This window comes from Thermococcus fumicolans, assembly GCF_055386755.1.
In genome coordinates, this window is the sequence record NZ_AP042424.1 from 238,362 (window position 1) to 256,357 (window position 17,996).

Consider the following 17,996-nt stretch of genomic DNA (forward strand, 5'->3'; position numbering starts at 1 on the left):
AAAGAAAAAGAAAAATCAGTCCTCCCTCACATCCAATCCAAACCAGACCTCGGAACAGCCGCCGGAAACACCGCAGACGGAATAGCTCAGCGACCAGTACTTGGTCGGAACGGCGGAGGTCTTCTCCCAGTCGAGGTAGTCATCATCCAAGAGTATGGTTATCCCCACGTTGCCCATCGGATCGTCGTCGTTGCCCCACTTTCCGGAATCGCTCTCCCAGCCGGCGTACTCCATGTAGAGGAAGGGAACTCTGGCATCGTCCAGTTCGAGCATCACGAGGTCCGAGTCCAATCTTACCTTGTTCCCGAGGACGTGCCTGTGCGGGAGCTTTGAATCGGCGCAGGAACCCCGGTGGAAGGTTAATCCTTCCTCGGAGCGCACCGGGTAGGAGTAGGCGTAGCCATCGGGAACCGCCACGTCAACTTCAATCCCTTTCAGTCCCCTCGTTTCCCCGTTGCCCACGAAGCCTGAGCAGGCCCTTGCGTAGTAGTAATACTCGTCGTCTCCAGGCTCGGTGTCCTTGGTGAAGCTCACCCCGAGGAGTTCCGCCTTCAGGTGGTTCCTGTAGAGTATCCTCGGCACCTCGACCTCGTAGATGACGTATGTAACGCGCATGTTGCCGTCCCTGGATTCCGAAACCACGCGGTAGCCCCTTGTAAAGTCGGCCTCGTTGGGCCTGAGGATGTAGACGGCGTTGCCGACCTTGTCCGGCTCCGCTCCAGCAAGCCACTCGAAGACGCTTCCCCAGAAGTCGTCGGCGCTCTGGCCCGTTGCCAGCCAGTTCATCCAGGTGGCCCCTTTGTAAGCGTACTCGGCTATCGTTCCTATCTCCCCGGTGGCCATTCCGACGGCGACGTCCGTTAAGAAACCCACGCTCTTGGTGACGTAGTCACCGGGCTCGTCCCTGTCCCAGCCTGCTGTTTCGAGGACGATGATGCGGTACTTCTCGGCTTCCTCCATCGGCATCGCGATTATCGGGTAGCCGTTGACGAACGCACTTCCAAGGCTTCCCGTCGCCCTCTCGTCGTGGTAGAGGAGCCTGCTGTTGTCCTTCGCCTCAACCCAGTGGGCAACTGGATAACCGAAGGTGTAAATCATGCTGTAGTTTATCGGGTAGAGCTTGCCCTGCGGCCAGCTGACGCCGTAGGCCCACGAGGAGAGCTGTATCTCGCCCTCGGCCCGGTCCTTGTTGCCCTTTATGAAGACGTCCTCGACAACGACGACCAGGTAGCTATCGACGTCCTTCTCGATGGACATTCCGTTCTCTGCATCTAACCAGAGGTTGCTCTTGGCCGGGAAGCGGTCTATCCAGTTCGCGAGCCAGAAGCGGAAGCTCCTCCAGGGGATTAAACCAAAGATGTTCTCAATCCTCAGGCTGACCTTTCTGCCGAGCTGGGTATCTTCCGTTTTCACAGGCCCCTCGCGGAAGAGGTTCCCGTTGGAGTCAAGGAGCCTGAAGCCATCTTCAGACACCTTCAGGACCCAGTTTATCCTCCCGTCGTCCGTGCTGTCTATGTAGGCCGTGAAGGGGAGCCAGTCGTCCGGCTTCTCAAGGTAGAAGTCGAAGCTCAGGTCGTGGCCGTTCGCCGTCGCCCTGAGACTCACCGGTTCGCCCTCGATGCCGAAGAACGCGCTCTCCTGGTACTCTATCACCCCCTTCGGGGCAATTAGCACGAAGGACTTTTCCGAGGGATAGTTGAACTCGGGCATGGTCCCGCTCATCGGAACGGCGTGAACCCTGAGGAGAACCTTTTCGGGGAAGATTTCCGAGAAGTTTTCGATTGTGAAGCTCGCCGACGAGCCATGGAAACTTACCTCTCCACTCTGGAGTTCCTCCAACCCACTCCCCGTCACCCTGTAGAGCGTGAAGCGGCCCTTTATCCCGCCGTAGAGGTGGACCTCCCACCGCTTTCCGAACTCGCCGCCTTCTTCAATCCTGATGACCGTGGGTTCGTACGTTATCTTCTCGCCGGTTTGGGGGTTCATGAAAGTCTCAGGGTGGATGTACTCGCCTAAAAGGCTCTCGTTCCTGAAGTGGAGCGTTATGACGAGGTTCTTCCCGGGGTCGGTCGAGGACGTCAGGACTGAAATCCATTCTATGGTTTCGTTTTCCCCTGGAACGCTTGCCATCGAGCTTAAAGGCCCGGTGTAAGTTAGGTTTGGAGTGCGAATCGGCATTGGCTTGAGAACGGGCTGGAGAGTTATGTTGAGCACCACATCGTCGGGAAGCGAGAAGCCGGGACCGCTACCATCGTTAGTCTCGTTGGCCTCGCAGCCTGAGTCAGGGTCGGGATCTCCCCCACAGAGGACGTTTCCGTCCTCGTCGTATTGAACGCTTTCGTTTGGAACCTGGGTGTGCGTTTCGGTCGTGGTCGTCGTGGAGGTTGTCGTCGTATGCTGGGACGTCGTGGCTGTGGTCGTGGTTGAAACCTCGGTTCCCTCGGGGGTCGTTTCCGATGTCGTTGATCCCGTCCGACTACTACGGGTTTCAGTTGAGGTTCCCCCACCTGGCCCGCTTACACAGCCGCTCATAAAAACTAACCCTATAACGAGAAGGGCTAAAACCGAATGGTACTTTCCCATAATGCTCACCCCAAACGTAAAGCCCGGGAAAAGAAGAAAATCCCACTTGGACTTTACATTTATTCAGGTTCAACGGAATAATATTTAAAGTTTTGGATCTCCCGACCCTCGAACGAGCTCCACCACGGCCTCGACGTGGGGGGTATGGGGGAACATGTCGATGAGAACGGCGTTCTCAACGCGATAGACCCCTTTCAGATGCCTTTCATAGTCGAGTTTGAACGCTTTCGGATTGCAGGAGACGTAAACGACCTTCTCGACCCCACTTTCCACGAGCAAATCGGCCGCCTCCTTCAGTCCCTTCCGCGGTGGGTCGACGATTACGGTGTCGTAGTCCCCCATCGGTGTCTCCTCGGCCCTTCCAACCCCAAAGACGGCGTCAACACCGTTGATTTCGGCGTTTTTCCTTGCCATCCCCACTGCGAAGGGGTTCAGCTCTACACCCTCTACTTTAAACCCCCTCTTAGCCAGCCATACCCCAAAGGTGCCGATTCCCGAGTAGAGGTCAAGAACCCTCTCTCCGTCCGTGAATCTCTCCACCGCCTTCAGGAGGAGCGGCAGGGCGTAGCTGTTCGTCTGGAAGAAGCTGTTGGGGTGTATCAGGTAGGTAACGTCCCCAATTCTCTCGCGTATGTAGGGGTTTCCGGCTATAAGCTCGGCCTCGCCGCGCGGGTCGTCCCGCTCATCACGCTTCAGGCTCCAGTAGAGGGAATCCGCGAAGGAGAAGTAGTCTCTGAAAGCGTCCAGAACTTCCTCCGAAGGTTCTGTGTGGGCGATAACGTTCACCATGACCTCGCCGGTGAACTTCCCCTCCCTCACTTGGAGGTAGTGGACGTCGCCGGTTTTGTCCTTCAGGTTCCAAGGCCTCAAACCGGTTTCTCCCAGAAAATCCCTGAGCGCGCGTAGGTATTCGGGAGTTTTCTTAGAGAAAACCGGGCATTCCCTCAAGTTCACCACGCTTGAGGGACTTCCGTAAGATTTCAACCCGGTTCCGGAGGTCGTGACTATGAAGTTGCTGGCGTTTCTAAAGCCCCAGACCTTTGGTGAGCCCTTTATCTCCGCCCCTATTCCGGTGACTTTCTCGAAAATCCCCGCCTTCAGCCCCAGTTGCTCTTTGTATTTCAGTCCCTGCCAGAGGCAGCCGCCGCAGGTTCCGAAGTGGGGACAACGGGGAGTCCTTCTCAGACGGGACTCTTCCAGGAGATTGAAATCGGCAGCGATTCTCCTTCCAAAGCGGCGCTTCACCCTTTTGACACTCACACAATCTCCGGGGTAGGCAAACGGTACGTAGACTTTCCTATCCTCTAACTCCAGCACGCCGAGGCCGTCGTCGCTGACCCCACATATCCAGCCATTCACACTCATAGCTTTCACTTGGAGCGCATTCTTAAGAAAGTTGCCTCCCGAACAAAAACTTTTTAGAGTTTAAATCCAAACCGAATCCGGTGGTAACCATGGAGAAGCGTCAGCTGGTGTGTCCCCTGTGCGGTGGGACGGAGTTTCAAGTCGAAGAGGGCAAACTGGACAGCAAGTGGGGCTTTACGGCGCATAAGGTGAAGATAGTCATCTGCAAGAACTGCGGCTACGTCATGCTTTTCTACGAGGGAAGGACTATATGGGACTTCGATTGAACCCCGCTTTAAATTTTTAAATCAAAGCCCACCCTGAAGCCAGCCGACGAGCTTTAGGCTGGCGCCCTTCTCGACCTCCCCTGACAGACGTTCTTTGAGTGCGAAGGCCTTTATCCTGCCGATTGGCTCGTTGCTGAGCAGCATGATGTAGCCATCCCCGCAGGGGGTTGAGACCTCATTCACTTCGAGCACGTGGGCTGTCATGATGTAGTCATCGATAAAGGCCCTCAAGCTCGCGGAAGCAGGAAGGAGTATCTCGGCCTCGTTGAGGTCGATGACGACCTCCTTCCCGTCGGGGAGCCTAGTTTTCTCCCTCCGCATCTCGCCGCTTGTTCCGGGGTAGACGAAGAAGGAGAGTTTAACGCGTACCCGCTCGGAGCCCAGGTAGGTTCCCTTCTTCTCAACGTAGTCCGTTGCGTAGAAGACGAGCGCTGGGGAGTACTCGTTGATCACGCTCCCCGCTATGTCGGCCTCAGGCCACTTCTTCCACTCCAGAACCTCATCGATGCCAAACTCCACCCCCACGCCTTCAAGAACGGGGAAGGCCGTTACTGGAATGTGACCCTGCTTTACAACCCTAAAACTGAGCCCCTCCGCCAGTGGAACGTCCACGACCTCAAAATCCAGCCTCTCAGACCCGAGAAACTTTTTCTTTTCAAAAACAGCCCGCCTACTTGGATATCTTCTAGCCATCGCGTCTTCGATCAGCTTGATGCCCGAATCCTGGCTCACGCAGACGCTGTCAAGGTGAGTACCGCGACCGATTCCGTCTATGAATTTTGACTTGTTTCTCCTTCCAAAAATCATTATCTATCACCTCTAAGAGTACTCTGATGACTTCTTAAAAATTTAACGAACGTGACTCTAGGATGCAACCGGAAGAAGTACGACCGAAGAAAAGCTTCTAAAAACAGGCTCCCAGATACCTTTGGTGAGGGCAATGAAACCGAAGGTACTCATAACCCGCAGGATCCCCGAGAACGGCATAAAACTCCTCGAGGAGCACTTCGATGTTGAGGTCTGGGAGGAAGAGGGGGAGATACCAAGGGAGGTTCTCCTCGAAAAGGTTGGGGACGTTGACGCACTCGTCACGATGCTCAGCGAGAGAATAGACGGGGAAGTCTTAGACGCCGCCCCGAGGCTGAGGATCGTGGCGAACTACGCCGTTGGTTACGACAACGTTGACGTTGAGGAGGCCACGAAGCGCGGCGTATACGTCACAAACACGCCCGATGTGCTCACGAACGCCACCGCCGACTTCGCCTGGACGCTTTTGCTCGCTACCGCAAGAAGGCTCGTTGAGGCAGATAATTTCGTCCGCTCCGGAGAGTGGAAGAGGAAGGGGGTCGCCTGGCATCCGCTCATGCTCCTCGGCCACGACGTCTACGGCAAGACGATAGGAATCGTCGGCTTCGGGAGGATAGGGCAGGCGGTAGCGAGGCGCGCTAAGGGTTTTGGCATGAGGATACTCTACAACGCGAGGGGCAGAAAGCCAGAGGCCGAGAAAGAGCTTGGCGCGGAGTTCAGACCGCTGGATGAGTTGCTGAGGGAGAGCGACTTCGTGGTTTTGGCGGTTCCGCTCACGAAGGAGACCTATCACATGATAAACGAGGAGAGGTTCAAGCTTATGAAACCTACCGCGATCCTGGTAAACATAGCGCGCGGAAAGGTGGTGGATACCGAGGCACTGGTGAAAGCTTTGAAAGAGGGATGGATAGCCGGGGCAGGCCTGGACGTCTTTGAAGAAGAGCCGTACTACCATGAGGAGCTGTTCAAGCTGGAGAACGTGGTTTTAGCGCCGCACATAGGCAGCGCCACCTTTGGTGCAAGGGAGGGCATGGCGGAGTTGGTTGCTAGAAACCTCATAGCCTTCAAGATGGGCGAGATCCCACCAACTTTGGTCAACAGGGAGGTCGTAAAAGTTAGGAAGCCTGGTTTCCTAGGGTGATCGGTGTGAAGTGCCTCGTCGTCGGCCACTTAGTCATCGACAGGATAGTTGCGGGAGGTAGAACCGAGACCAGAATTGGGGGAGGTGCCTACTACTCGGCCCTCGCCCTCTCCAGGTTTTGCAACGTTGAAATTCTGACTAGCATAGGGCCGGAATTTCCGGAGGAATGGCTCAACAATCTTGAAAAGAGGGGAATTTCACTCAAGATAATCCAGTCAGACTCGAGTACGTCCTACGAGCTCAGGTATACCGACGGGAACAGGAGGGAGCTCCGTCTTCTCTCAAGGGCATCCAGGATAGAGGGTGTTGAACCTACCGCCAGGGGCTTTGATATGATCCTGATTAACCCAGTGGCGGGGGAGGTGGATCCCAGCGAAGTCGCCGGCCTCATAGGAAAGGGGTTCCCGGTATCTCTGGACGTTCAGGGGTTCCTGAGGGCCCCAGAGATCGGGAAGGTGAGACTCGTGGAGGTAGAGGCGTCGTTCATGAAGGGGGCCAGGGTCGTCCATTCCGACATAGGGGAGCTCGGTTACCTCAAGGGCCTGTCCCCTAGGGATGTTGAGGTTTTCCTTGTCTCAAACGGGCCCGAGCCAGGGACGGCCTATCTGAGGGGAAGGAGGTACAGGTACCGCCCGGTTAAGGTGACGGTCGTCGAGTCAACGGGAGCAGGGGACGTGTTCCTGGCGGCGTTCTCTTACTTCTACTCTAAGTGCCCGTTTATCCAGGCCCTCAAGAGGGCAAACGCGTTCACGGCCCTCTTCCTCGGGGAGGGAGGCTTTGACTTCAGCAGTGAGAAGGTTGACGAGATGGCGATGAAGGTGGAAGTTGAGAGGCTTAGCGATATAAACTTTGAGCCATGAAGAATTAGCGGGTGAAGGTGATGGACCGCTACGTTCTCCTCCTAAAGACCCCAAAGGGGTACGACATCTCCCATGTTAGAGCGGAGCTGAAGGAGTTCATAGGGGAGAAGCACCCCGAGCTGAAAGCGGAACTCCACAGGTGCATCGGCCTGACGGTCGATCTCGTCATACTGTACAAAAACAGCGTCGTCCTCATAAAGCGGGGACGCGACCCGTTCAAAGACAGCTACGCCCTTCCAGGGGGCTTCGTTGAGTACGGGGAAAGCGTTGAAGAGGCCGCGGTCAGAGAGGCCAAGGAGGAAACGGGCCTGGATGTGAGGCTTCTTAGACTAGTGGGGGTTTACTCCGATCCAAACAGAGATCCCAGAGGGCACACGGTAACCGTGGCCTTCCTGGCCCTGGGGCTGGGGGAAGCAAGAGCGGGGGACGACGCAAAGGAAGTTCACGTGGTGCCCGTGGATGAAGTTTTCAGCCTTCCCCTAGCTTTTGACCACGAGAGGATCCTGAGGGATGCGCTGAGCCTGAGGTGATACTATGAAGGGGGAGTTCGGGAGGATAGTCATAGACGGAAAGGCCTACGATCACGACGTTGTCGTTTATCCGAGCGGGAGGGTTGAAAAGAGGAAAAAGTGGATCAGCAAGGGGAAGCACGGCACGAGCCACAAGCTCGATCCGGAGGAGCTGAGGGAGTACCTGAAGGAGGACTTTGACGTCCTGCTCGTGGGAACCGGAATGTACGGAATGCTTTCCCTCCTTCCCGAGAGCAGGGAGCTGGTAAGGGGAAAGGAGATCATAGAGAAGCCCACCCCAGAGGCGCTTGAGTATTTTGAAGAATTCAGGGGAAGAAAGAGGGTTCTGGCGATATTTCACGTGACCTGCTAATGGGAGAACGGGTATGGTAGCCCCGCCGGGATTCGAACCCGGGTCGCGGGATCCAAAGTCCCGCATGCTTGGCCGCTACACCACGGGGCTGCCCGATAGAGAGAGCGGAGGGGGAGCTTATAAAGTTTAGGACCGCAATTCACGGTATCAAAACCGCTAATTCGGGTGAAGCTTTGAAATCTCAAAGGTTCTAAAACGCGAACTCCCCCACGGTGAACGTCTCCATGACCCTCTCAAAGTCGTTCTCCGGAGCGTAGACGAAGCCGCATTTTAGACACTTCAGAACACCGTCCTCCTCGCTCAGCGGCGAGAAGCAGACGGGGCAGCGATACTCCTCGCGCTTCAGCCTGTCGTAGATTTCGTCCCTCATAACCACAAGGTTCAGCTCGCTCTCCCAGTCCTCGTGGAGCATGCCCCAGTAGGGGGTCTCGATGGGGTAGAACTCCTCTAAGATAAGCGCGTTTACCCCGATGCCCCTAACCCCAGGGGGAAGCCTATTGGTAGGCTCAATGGAAACGACGTACTGGTCGTAGAACTCTATGTTCTCAGCCCGTATCGTCAAGCCCCTAGAGAGCCTAGAGCGGAGCGGAATGAGCTGGAGGAAAAGGGCCTCCCTCTCGACGTCCCAGCTCGCGATTACTGAAACCGACCCCTTGGTGAAGAACTGGGTTATATATCTCTCATCCCTCTCCTCCCCAGCCAGGGAAAAGCCCAGCTTTCCCATGGCCCTGTGGACAAAACGCGGCCTCGGCAGCCTCTGATAGTTTACCATGTACTCGCCTATCCAGCCGGCCAGGGGCATGGAGTAGCCGATGAACGCCTGCCTCTGAACGCGGAGGTAGGCCACGCTGGGGAGCAATTTGAACCCCTGCATTTCCACCGGAGATAAAGCGGCGTTATCATATATATGATTAACGGAAAAGCTAAGAGCCAAAGAACTCGTCGAGGCTTATGCCCCGTTTCTTCCTCTTTGGAGAGGGCTTCTCCTTTCCAACTATCTTCTTCAGTCCAGGGGACGACTTTGTATCCCCCTTAGAGCGCTTGGAAGAAGCAGATTCATTCTTTTTCCCTTCCCCGGACTTTCGCTTAGGCTTCCCGTTCTCCCTGAGCTCGTCGAGGTAGCCGTTCTTTCCGTTGGACTTTCCAGTTCTCTCCTTGATCATCTTCTCACAAACGTCCGCAGAGAAACCCATGAGGGTCCTCTGCCTCTCAGGGAAGACGTTCTCGAAGAGCGTTTTTATGTCCTTCTCGGTCAGGCATATCCTCTGCCTCGTGTAGTCCAGAACGTTGTACTTCGTAACGAGCATCTTCGCCGTTGGGAGATACTTCTCTATTGCACCCTTGCTGACGGTCAGAACGATCTTGCCGCCGCATTTGGGACACTTCCCGGTCAAAGGTGGCCTCCTGTACTTCGTGTTGCACTTCACGCAGCGGAACTCCTGCCTCGTGAAGCTCCTGAGGTTACCCCTCAGATCGGGGACGAGGTGGGAGTTGATTATTGTCTCGGCCACGTGGTGCTCGTCAACCGCGCGAATGCGCTCGGCTAAAGCGAGCTGGCGCTCCACCTTCTCGACCATGTCGCCGAGCTGCTTGTACAGGCTCATCTTCGGACCGAGGCCGATGTCATCCGTATCGTGGGTGAACTTCAGCCCCTCGTACATCTCAGGCTTTCCGAGCCTGTCCTCGACGCGCTCGATGAACTTTACCTCCTTCGGCGACTTCATCTCGTATGTGGCACTGTAAAACTCGAGGGGATAGTAGCGGACGACATCCATGTTGTGGACCTCACTGTCGACCTCCCTCGGGTCGAGGCGCGTTGTGACGACCAACGGCGCGTCCATCTTGCCGCCGCGCTTCTCGGGCAGATAGTAACGTGAAAAGTTCAAAAGTGCATCCATAAGTAACATTACACTGTCCTCATCTCCGTCGCAGTTGCGTCTTTTCGCGGCATGATAATACGGATGGGCATAGCCGACCAGAACGTCGGAGAAGCCGATTATCCTCCCGATGATTCCCGCTGAAGTGTGCGGGGCGAGGCCTATCACGAGGTGTCCAACCAAGTCCTCCATCTTCTCGGCGTTGTAGAACCTCGGAAGGCCGTAGAACTTCTCAAGGAGGTCGTCTATGAAGCGGGCTACCTTGAGGAGGTATTTTCCAGCCTCGTAGGGCAGTATAACGTCCTGGACTTTGAGCTCCAGTATCTGGTCGTCCTTCTCAAGCGGCTTGCCCTCGAAGTCATGGGTGTAGCCGAGTTCGCGGAGCTTTTCAACGCTCGTCCCTATCTCCCTTGGCTTGAAGTGGGTTATCGGGGCATCTGTGGCGTCGAAGCGGATGGTGCCGTCCTTGAAGACGTAGACGTCGTTCTTCGCCCTGAGGAGGCCCTTCTCGAGCGGTTCGGCCATCTTGTAGCCGGAGGTCATTCCCTGGACGCCCTTCAGCCTGTCGATGCCGTAGACCTTGACGTTTTCCATCGCCTGTCTAAGGAGTTCCGAGGGCTTTATCGTCCTCCTCGCGTAGGGACTCAACTCAACGCCGCATTTTGGACAGCGGAAGTCGAAGTTCTCAGCCTCGCTCTTGGTGTAGTCAACGTTGCACCTGGGGCAGTGCCAGAGGAGTTCCTTCCGCGTTCCGCAGCGAGGGCAGAGGTGCTCCGGCCCCACGTGGCCACAGCTCGGGCACTTGAAGAAGGCTATTTCAACGCTCGCGACCTTTCCCTCCTCGGCGGCCTTCTTGATATCCCTGCTCGAGCCTCCGGCCAAACCGATGGGGAAAAGCACCTGAACGGGCGGCTTCATCTTCCTCTCCTTGGCCTTCTCCGGCCTTCCCATCCTCGCCCCAATCCAGCTTATTCCCCTGTCGCGGAGGTTTATCCGGTTGTTCTCGTTGATTATGTCGATGACGGTATGGAACGGCTTCGCCCTGAACTCCCACTCGAGGTTGCCAAGGGGGGTGAGGAGGGCCGCGCTCCAGGGGTAGTCGATTACGATGACCTTCCTCCTGTCTTCCGTCCGCTCTAGCCTGTGCGGGAGGCCTAAGAGCTCAAGGTAGCGCTTGATCTTGGTGTCGTTGTCGAGGACGACTTTCCTGGCGAACTTGTTCTTCCTGAACTCGTCCCACTCGATCTGGGCGTTCACCAAAGCTTTCTGGAGTTCCTCAACTTCCCCAGGCTCCAGAGTGTTCCAATAGAGGGTGTAGTACGGGTGGAACGGAACGTCGAGGACCTTGGAGAGGTGTATGGCAGTTTCAACGTCCGGCCTAACGCGCAGTGGGTCGCGGAGGAGCTTCCAGAGGAAGTCTGGATCGACCTCGATGTACTCGGCCGCTTCCTCAACGGCCTCTCGTGGGTTCTCGGCGAAGGGCTCAAGCTCGACCTCGTAGGTGTCCGCTATCGCTTTAACCAGCTCCTGAACCCACCATTCCTCGACGTAGTTCGCCGGCAAAAGCGTCTGGTTGTTCTCGACGAAGTCTCCGAAGTTCACCAGGGCGTCGCCGACGTAGAGGATCTCGTCAATCTCGTTCCTCACCTTTAGAGCGGTCTCGTAGTCGTCCACCTTAACTACGGAGCCGTTCTTGAGCTTCACTATCGGCCCCTCGACGGTTGTGGCCGGCGTGACTATACAGCCCTTTCCGGGCCTCTCGGTCTTCATCTGCGTTCCGATCGCTATGAACTCGTCGAGTATGAGCATTGTGGCCGGGTTAACGCTCCAGGTGGCGAAACCGCTGACACGGGAGCGACCGTACCTCAACCTGAAACCGCCGTTGGTCGATGGCTCAGCGAAGAGGGGCCTGCCGCCGATTATCTCCTTGGTGTACTTTTTGTTAGGCGCGATGTTGGCCTTAAAGCGCTCGTAAAGCTCGTAGTAGAAGCCCTTCTCGACCTTTTCCTTCACTTCCTCTTTGCCCGCTTCCTCGGCCTTGGAATCCCCAGAGGGCTTTTCCTCAGCCGACTTGCCCTTCTCCTTTGCCTCGACGAACTCCTTTATCCAGTCCCACCCTTCAATTCCCATTTTGTCTATGTACTTGACGAGCTTCTTGGCCTTCTGGAGGACGCCCTCGGCCAAAACGAGAATAGCTCCGCCGCGCAGGTGGTTGGTCTCGACGCCGGGGACGTTCCTGTGACTCACTTCCACCTTGTCAGTCTCCTCACCGGTTATCTCGATGGGGATGTTCTTCATGGCGAGCCTAACCTCGTCGGCCTCGGGATGGTACTGCAGCCTCGTGACCGCGCGGTGGTATAGGTCGACTTCCTCAACCATGCGCTCTATGTGCTCCTCGCTAGGCTTGAAGCGGTCGAGGCCGAGCTTCTTCCTCACGTAGTCACCAACGAGGACGCTCAAGGCCTGAGCGGTTCCGCCGGAGCTCCGTATAGGCCCGGCGTAGTATAAAGCGAGATACTCGCTGTTGTCGGCCCAGGTGTTGCGCTTGATTTTAACGTCAGCGATACCCTCGAGAGGAGCGGAAACGATTCCCTCCGTGAGGATCGCGAGGGCTGTCCTAACGGCCTGTTCCGCGTACTTCTCCTTGCTCCCCAGATCGCCGAACTTGCCCTCGATTATCTCGTCCACGATCTTGAGCGAAGCCAGCTCCTTTCCGTACTCCTTGACGAGAACCCTTATGCGTTCGGCAACGCCTTTGGGCCCGACGAGGCTCTCCACACGGCCGGCCATGTCTGTAGCCTGGGGAACCTCGACCTCAAGGCTGGGGTCCTTTCCCTGGGCCCTCGCTTTTCTCGCTATCTCGTAGGCCCTGTCTATCTCGCGCTGGAGCGATTCGAAGTAGGACTTCATCTCGGTTGAGTAGAGCTCCCCGGACATTTTACACACCCTCGCAGAACTGGTCGAAGTTGACAACGGCCCTCAGGCGGGCGGTCTCAACGTCTATTATAGGGACGCGAGCAGGGGTGGGCATGATGTTGACCATCTTCTGGAACTCGGTCTGGGCCTGCCAGGTGCCCGTGTTTATCAGAAAGACCCCGTTGTAGATCTTGTGCTGGAGAACGTGAACATGGCCTGCCTGGAACAAGTCAGGAACGGATTCTATGACAAGTAGATCCTCAGGATCCGGCGCTATGGGAACCTTTTCGCCGAAGGTTGGGGCAAGGTGCCGGAGTTTGAGGAGGTTGACCATTGCCTCCGCGGGCCTGTGGTGGCTCCGATTGGGAATCTCGGTGACGACGTCCTCAATACTCCTTCCATGAGCTATGAGAAAGTCCCTACCGTGGAGCCTTATGACAGCGGGGTTGCTTATTATGGTGGTGTTCTTCAGCTTGAAGAGCGGTCTCGCGTACTCCTCGTAGAAGCCGGGCTGGGGCAGGGCGGTCCTGGCCGCGTCGTGGTTCCCGGGCCCGATGAAGGTGTGGATATGCTTTGGAACGTTTCTGAGGAGGTTGTAGAGCGCCTCGTACTGATCGAAGATGTCGGGGATGGCGAGCTCGTCGTACTGACCGGGGTAGATTCCGATCCCATCGACCACGTCCCCCGCTATGATTAGGTACTTGACCCTGCTCACGAGCTCCGCGTGGGCCTCGTTCTCAACGTCCCCGTTCAGCCAGTCCAGAAAACGAACGAAGGCCTCCTCGCAGAACTTGTTGCTCCCAACGTGTATATCGCTCAGGAGTATGGCGTAGACCTTCTCCTTCAGTGGGGGTTTAGTTCGTTTGAACTTCGGGACGTCGGGGAGGTAGAGCCTGTCGGCAAAGATCATGCCCCTGCCCGAGTACCTTCCGGTTACCGCCACAACCGCGTCGTGCATTATCTCCATCACTAGCTTAGCGTCCTCCCGCTCCCGGTTTATGAAGACCTTGACCCTGCCCGTCGCGTCCTCAAGCTCCAGGATAAAGCCCTTGGCAGTTTCTCGCTTCTCGTTTACGAGGCCAACGACGGTTACATCGCTGTTGGGCTGGACGTAACTGAGCTTCCCGATATCGATTATCCCCCCGATCTCGGGGTTCTCCCTGAAGATCCTCCTCATCCTCTTGAGACGGGAGCGGAAGTGGGAGCGATAGGCCTCCACCAGAAACTCTCCCTCTTTACCAGCGGCGTTCTTTGCCTTTGGAGGTGAGAACTTGAAGTTCTTGACGTCAAAAACGACCTCCGCGTCTTCGGGGATCTCCTCGGCCAAATAGCGGAACCCCTCGCGCGGGGAGATAACGACGTCCTCGTAGGTCGAGTAGCTCTTCTTCCCCTCGGGGGTCTCCTCCTCAACGTAAGCTATGGGGACGCCGTAATCACCGTAAACCAGCTTGGGTTTAACACCGTTCCCGTTCTCATCGGAGTACCCGTTTCCGTTCGATTCGTCTTCGACTTCAGCCGGGACGAAGCCCTCGGTTTCCAGTGGAAAACTCGCGTCCTCAGTCCCGTCCACATCCCCAATTTCTTCGTCCATGACGACGTCTTGAGGGGTAGACGGCGGAGAAGTTCCAGTGGAAATTAAACTCTCCCCCTCAGAAAATGGCCCATTTTCTCCCAGATTTTGAGGATTAGAGGGCTCGAATCCCACTTCTTGAGGGGGATTTCCAGTGGAAATTGAACTTTCTTGGACGGTATCGAGATCGACTTGTCTCGAGGGAGTCGGGGGTTCCCCTTCGGCAACTTCATCGGCGGCAACCTCAATGGAAGCGCTTTCTTCAGTTCCAGTGGAAACCAAACCCTTGGAACGGAGGAACTCCTCGGCCACCCTAGACGTCACTATGAACGAACCGGCCGACTTGGTGAACTTTATCAGCTCGGCGAGGGTGAAGTCCTTCTTGTAGTGGGGCTCGAGAAGGTAGTAGGCGGGAGGGGTTATTAGATAGCCGCTCTTGAGCAAGTCCTCAACCAGCATCAGATCAGCCTCCTCTGGCGGGAGAGGTTGACGGTGAGGAGGGGCCTGAGCTGGTCGTCCTGGCTGAAGATCTTCTTGACCTTGTGGGGCGTTACGTTGAGACGTATCTCCTTGGTTCTCCCGTAGCGGCCCTTGCTCACCACCTTGGCGTTGATTATGCCGAGCATGTCGAGCTCGTTTATCAGGTCGCTGACCCTGCGCTGGGTCAGGGGGTCGAGGTCGATGTAGTCGCAGAGGGATTTGTAAACGGAGTAGACGTCACCCGTGTTGGCTGGAAGCTCACCGTTCTCGTCCAAGAGGACGATGGAGTGGAGGAGGACCTTCGAGTGGAGGGGAAGTGTTTTTATAACCTCCTCCATGGTGTCCTGCTCTATCTTCTCCTGCGCCAGCCACACGTGCCTTTCGGTTACCTTGCTGGCCCCCTCGCGCTCGGCTATCTCTCCTGCCACGCGGAGCAAATCCAAGGCCCTCCTGGCGTCCCCGTGCTCCCTCGCGGCCAAAGCGGCACACAGCGGGACCACGGCATCGTCGAGAACCCCCTCGTTGAACGCATCCTCGGCACGCTGCATGAGTATGTCGCGGAGCTGGTTCGCATCGTAAGGGGGGAACACGACCTCCTCCTCGCTCAGGCTTGAGAGCACGCGGGCATCCAGGTACTCCTTGAACTTGAGGTCGTTGGAGATGCCTATTATGCTCACCTTGGCCCTCGATAGCTCGGTGTTTATCCTAGTAAGGGAGTACAGTATGTCGTCCCCACTCTTCTTCACGAGCTTGTCGATCTCGTCCAAGACTATTATAACGAAGCGCTCCTTGGCGTCTATGACCTCCCTGAGGCGGGCGTAGACCTCATCCGTAGGCCAGCCGACAAGGGGCACCTCAACGCCGCTCTCAGCCTTGAAATAGTTGACTATATTGGCCAGAACCCGGTACTGGGTGTCGACTATCTCACAGTTTATGTATATGACCTCCACAGGAACTTGGTACTTCTCGGATATCCTCTTCAGCTCTTCGGTGACGAACTTGATGGTAACGGTCTTACCGGTTCCGGTCTTTCCATAGACGAAAACGTTAGAAGGCGTCTCACCCCGGAGAACCGGAACCAGAATATGGGCGAGCTCCTCTATCTGCTCGCGTCTGTGGGGGAGCTCTTTCGGAGTATAACTGTGTCTAAGGACCTCCTTGTTTTTGAATATCTTCTTCGCGTGAAGGTACTTCTCGAATATCGAGCCGAGGTAGTCGTTCATAGCCACCACCGATTTGAGTTCCACTGGAAATGAAACTCCCCATTGTGCACGACGACGGTGTTTCAACCCAACACGACTAAGTTCATGCATCTAGACCATCATTGTTTATACTATGTGTTTCATATAGTCACGAGTTTGACACCAGATGATCAGGGATTTCCACCCGAAGCACCGGTCACAGTGGAAAGCAAACCATGATTGCAGTGAGGGGTTTATATCGTTTGTTGATCAGGAAGTTGTCCAAAGGAGGGTTATGTTTCCAGTGGATAGACAAGGTTCCACAGGAAACGCGGGAGATTTAATGTACAGTCGTGTACACTGATTTTTACAAATACAAACTAGCCTTCAGATGGCAAGGGGGATTTCCACTGAAAGAAGAATGGACATGTGTGGACATAAAAACGAAGACACTGATGACCAGAAATGCGTATTATATGCAAACGATGATGTTTAAGTCTTTTGAGAGGTTAAACAAAACTTGTCCCCCAGGGGGTTGTATTTCCTGTGGAACCGGGATACGAATACACCCGCTTATCTCGTTAGCTCTGGTGTAAACACTCCCATTTTCTCTGCTTTTTTCTTTTTTTATTTTTTTCCATGAACAATGATCATTTAAGAAGTGTAAATAAACTGAAGAATTGAACTAACGATGGAATTTAAATTTAAGTGGCTGAACAAATCGATATTTACGTAATAAAAACGGCTTTATAACTCGGACTTTACCTGTTTCATCCGTTGAAAGGCGTCCATTTCCGTATCCCAGTTCCAGTGGAAATGGAACTCTGGGGGGTTTTTAAGATGGCCATCGAAACGGGGTTCTGTTTCCAGTGGAGGGGGGCCTTCAATTCGCCCAGTGATGTTTTTAAGTCCTCCTGAGAACTACCACCATGCTCCCGGTGACGGTAGTCAGGCGGCTCCTTCAGGTGAAGGTCAAAGTCAGCAGGAACAGGCTGATAAAGATAGCCGGGGCGGTCGTTCTTTTGGCGCTTTTGTTTGCCATTCTCTTCGTGTACTCCGAGGGCGTGGACTTCTACACGGCCCTCTACTGGGCGGTCATAACAATGGCCACCATTGGGTACGGGGACGTTACCCCCACCACTCCCGTGGGAAGGGCAGTTGCGATGGTTGCCGCGGTGGCCGGGATCTCAACGTTCACTGCACTTGTATCGATTCTTGCCGAGTCCTTTATCTCATCTTCACTCAGGAGGATGATGGGGATGCACAGGGTTAATTACTCCGGACACTATCTGATAATAGGTCAGGGCAACACGATACCCAGCTGCGTCAACGAGCTGCTTTCAGCCATTGAACGCGGGGAGGCGGAGATGAAGCCGATAGTTGTCGTGTTCCCGGACGAAGATGAGAGAAAGAAAGTCGAGCTTCCAGAGGAAATAGAGGTCCTCGTGGGTGATCCCACCAGTGAGGACACCCTAAAGCGGGCGGGCGTTGAGAGGGCATCGCACGTTATCCTCGCACTGGAGGACGATTCCAAGGCCGTTTTCACGACCCTGATGGTCAAGAGGCTCTCCGGGGCCAAGGTCCTGGTGGAGGCCCTCAGGGGGGAGAGCGTGGAGCTTCTAAAGCAGGCAGGGGCCGATCGCGTCATACTGAGCAGGAGCTTTGCGGGAAGGCTGCTGGCCAGTTCCATCTTTGAGCCCGAGGTCGTGGACGTCATAGACGACATCACAACTTCCTTCGGGAGGTACGATATCTCGGTCCTCTCAAGGCCAGACCTCTGGGGGAAGAAGTACATCGAGGCCTTCCGCAGCTTGCGTGAGGAGGGCTATTTTCTGATGGGCTACTACATGGATTCCCCCGTTCTGAACCCGTCCCTGGACGAGGAAATCCCCCGTGGGGCCAAGCTCATAGTCATCCGGCGGGTGGGGACTTCAGGGCCATAATCCGGGATGGTTCCGGTGTTTCTAACGTCGTCTGGTTTATCCCTCCCTTCATTTTGCCCTTAAGCCTGTCCAAAGCCCTAGGACTTCCCAACCCAATCTCTGAGAAAAGTATATTAACCCTCCCG

General features: G+C 55.6%; 13 protein-coding genes and 1 tRNA gene. 6 read left to right on the forward strand and 8 right to left on the reverse strand.

Annotation, left to right across the window (positions count from 1 at the left end; translation table 11 throughout):
• Positions 1-15: 15 nt before the first annotated feature.
• On the reverse strand, positions 16-2,583 hold the full coding sequence (locus ACZ5AM_RS01255; RefSeq protein ID WP_464915166.1) for a hypothetical protein: 2,568 nt from the start codon (positions 2,581-2,583) through the stop codon (positions 16-18).
• Between the two features lie 84 nt (positions 2,584-2,667).
• Positions 2,668-3,948: a 23S rRNA (uracil(1939)-C(5))-methyltransferase RlmD gene (gene rlmD / locus ACZ5AM_RS01260; protein WP_464915167.1), complete on the reverse strand. Its 1,281-nt coding sequence runs from the start codon at positions 3,946-3,948 to the stop codon at positions 2,668-2,670.
• 89 nt (positions 3,949-4,037) lie between these two features.
• On the opposite strand from rlmD, the gene ACZ5AM_RS01265 reads away from it, so the two are divergent.
• On the forward strand, positions 4,038-4,214 hold the full coding sequence (locus ACZ5AM_RS01265; protein ID WP_464915860.1) for a zinc ribbon domain-containing protein: 177 nt from the start codon (positions 4,038-4,040) through the stop codon (positions 4,212-4,214).
• 21 nt (positions 4,215-4,235) lie between these two features.
• Here the strand turns inward: ACZ5AM_RS01265 and ACZ5AM_RS01270 are convergent, their stop codons facing one another.
• Positions 4,236-5,021: a hypothetical protein gene (locus ACZ5AM_RS01270; RefSeq protein WP_464915168.1), complete on the reverse strand. Its 786-nt coding sequence runs from the start codon at positions 5,019-5,021 to the stop codon at positions 4,236-4,238.
• A gap of 133 nt (positions 5,022-5,154) precedes the next feature.
• On the opposite strand from ACZ5AM_RS01270, the gene gyaR reads away from it, so the two are divergent.
• Genes gyaR through ACZ5AM_RS01290 form a run of 4 tightly spaced genes read left to right on the forward strand, consistent with a single transcriptional unit; the run spans position 5,155 to position 7,904 of the window.
• Positions 5,155-6,162, forward strand: coding sequence for a glyoxylate reductase (gyaR, locus tag ACZ5AM_RS01275; RefSeq protein WP_464915861.1), 1,008 nt, complete (start codon positions 5,155-5,157; stop codon positions 6,160-6,162).
• A gap of 5 nt (positions 6,163-6,167) precedes the next feature.
• Entirely contained in the window at positions 6,168-7,022 is an 855-nt protein-coding gene (locus ACZ5AM_RS01280) for a PfkB family carbohydrate kinase (protein WP_464915169.1), read from the forward strand.
• Between the two features lie 20 nt (positions 7,023-7,042).
• Complete coding sequence (locus ACZ5AM_RS01285; protein ID WP_464915170.1) at positions 7,043-7,552, forward strand: NUDIX domain-containing protein; 510 nt, start codon at positions 7,043-7,045, stop codon at positions 7,550-7,552.
• Positions 7,553-7,556: 4 nt separating this feature from the next.
• Positions 7,557-7,904: an Mth938-like domain-containing protein gene (locus tag ACZ5AM_RS01290; RefSeq protein WP_464915171.1), complete on the forward strand. Its 348-nt coding sequence runs from the start codon at positions 7,557-7,559 to the stop codon at positions 7,902-7,904.
• A gap of 14 nt (positions 7,905-7,918) precedes the next feature.
• On the opposite strand, the gene ACZ5AM_RS01295 is transcribed toward ACZ5AM_RS01290, so the two are convergent.
• The 5 genes from ACZ5AM_RS01295 to ACZ5AM_RS01315 all read right to left on the reverse strand — a co-directional run bounded on the left by ACZ5AM_RS01295 (position 7,919) and on the right by ACZ5AM_RS01315 (position 15,970).
• Positions 7,919-7,994 (reverse strand) — tRNA-Gln (locus ACZ5AM_RS01295).
• A gap of 100 nt (positions 7,995-8,094) precedes the next feature.
• Positions 8,095-8,778 (reverse strand): hypothetical protein, encoded by a 684-nt coding sequence (locus ACZ5AM_RS01300; RefSeq protein ID WP_464915862.1) that lies wholly within the window; start codon positions 8,776-8,778, stop codon positions 8,095-8,097.
• A 49-nt stretch (positions 8,779-8,827) separates the two neighbouring features.
• On the reverse strand, positions 8,828-12,718 hold the full coding sequence (locus ACZ5AM_RS01305) for a DNA-directed DNA polymerase II large subunit (protein ID WP_464915172.1): 3,891 nt from the start codon (positions 12,716-12,718) through the stop codon (positions 8,828-8,830).
• A gap of 1 nt (position 12,719) precedes the next feature.
• Positions 12,720-14,726, reverse strand: a complete 2,007-nt coding sequence (locus ACZ5AM_RS01310) for a DNA-directed DNA polymerase II small subunit (RefSeq protein WP_464915173.1) — start codon at positions 14,724-14,726, stop codon at positions 12,720-12,722.
• On the reverse strand, positions 14,726-15,970 hold the full coding sequence (locus ACZ5AM_RS01315; protein ID WP_464915174.1) for an ORC1-type DNA replication protein: 1,245 nt from the start codon (positions 15,968-15,970) through the stop codon (positions 14,726-14,728). The genes ACZ5AM_RS01310 and ACZ5AM_RS01315 overlap by 1 nt, the downstream gene beginning before the upstream one ends.
• A gap of 887 nt (positions 15,971-16,857) precedes the next feature.
• Here ACZ5AM_RS01315 and ACZ5AM_RS01320 point away from each other — a divergent pair.
• Complete coding sequence (locus ACZ5AM_RS01320; protein WP_464915175.1) at positions 16,858-17,871, forward strand: potassium channel family protein; 1,014 nt, start codon at positions 16,858-16,860, stop codon at positions 17,869-17,871.
• The last annotated feature ends 125 nt before the right edge of the window (positions 17,872-17,996 follow it).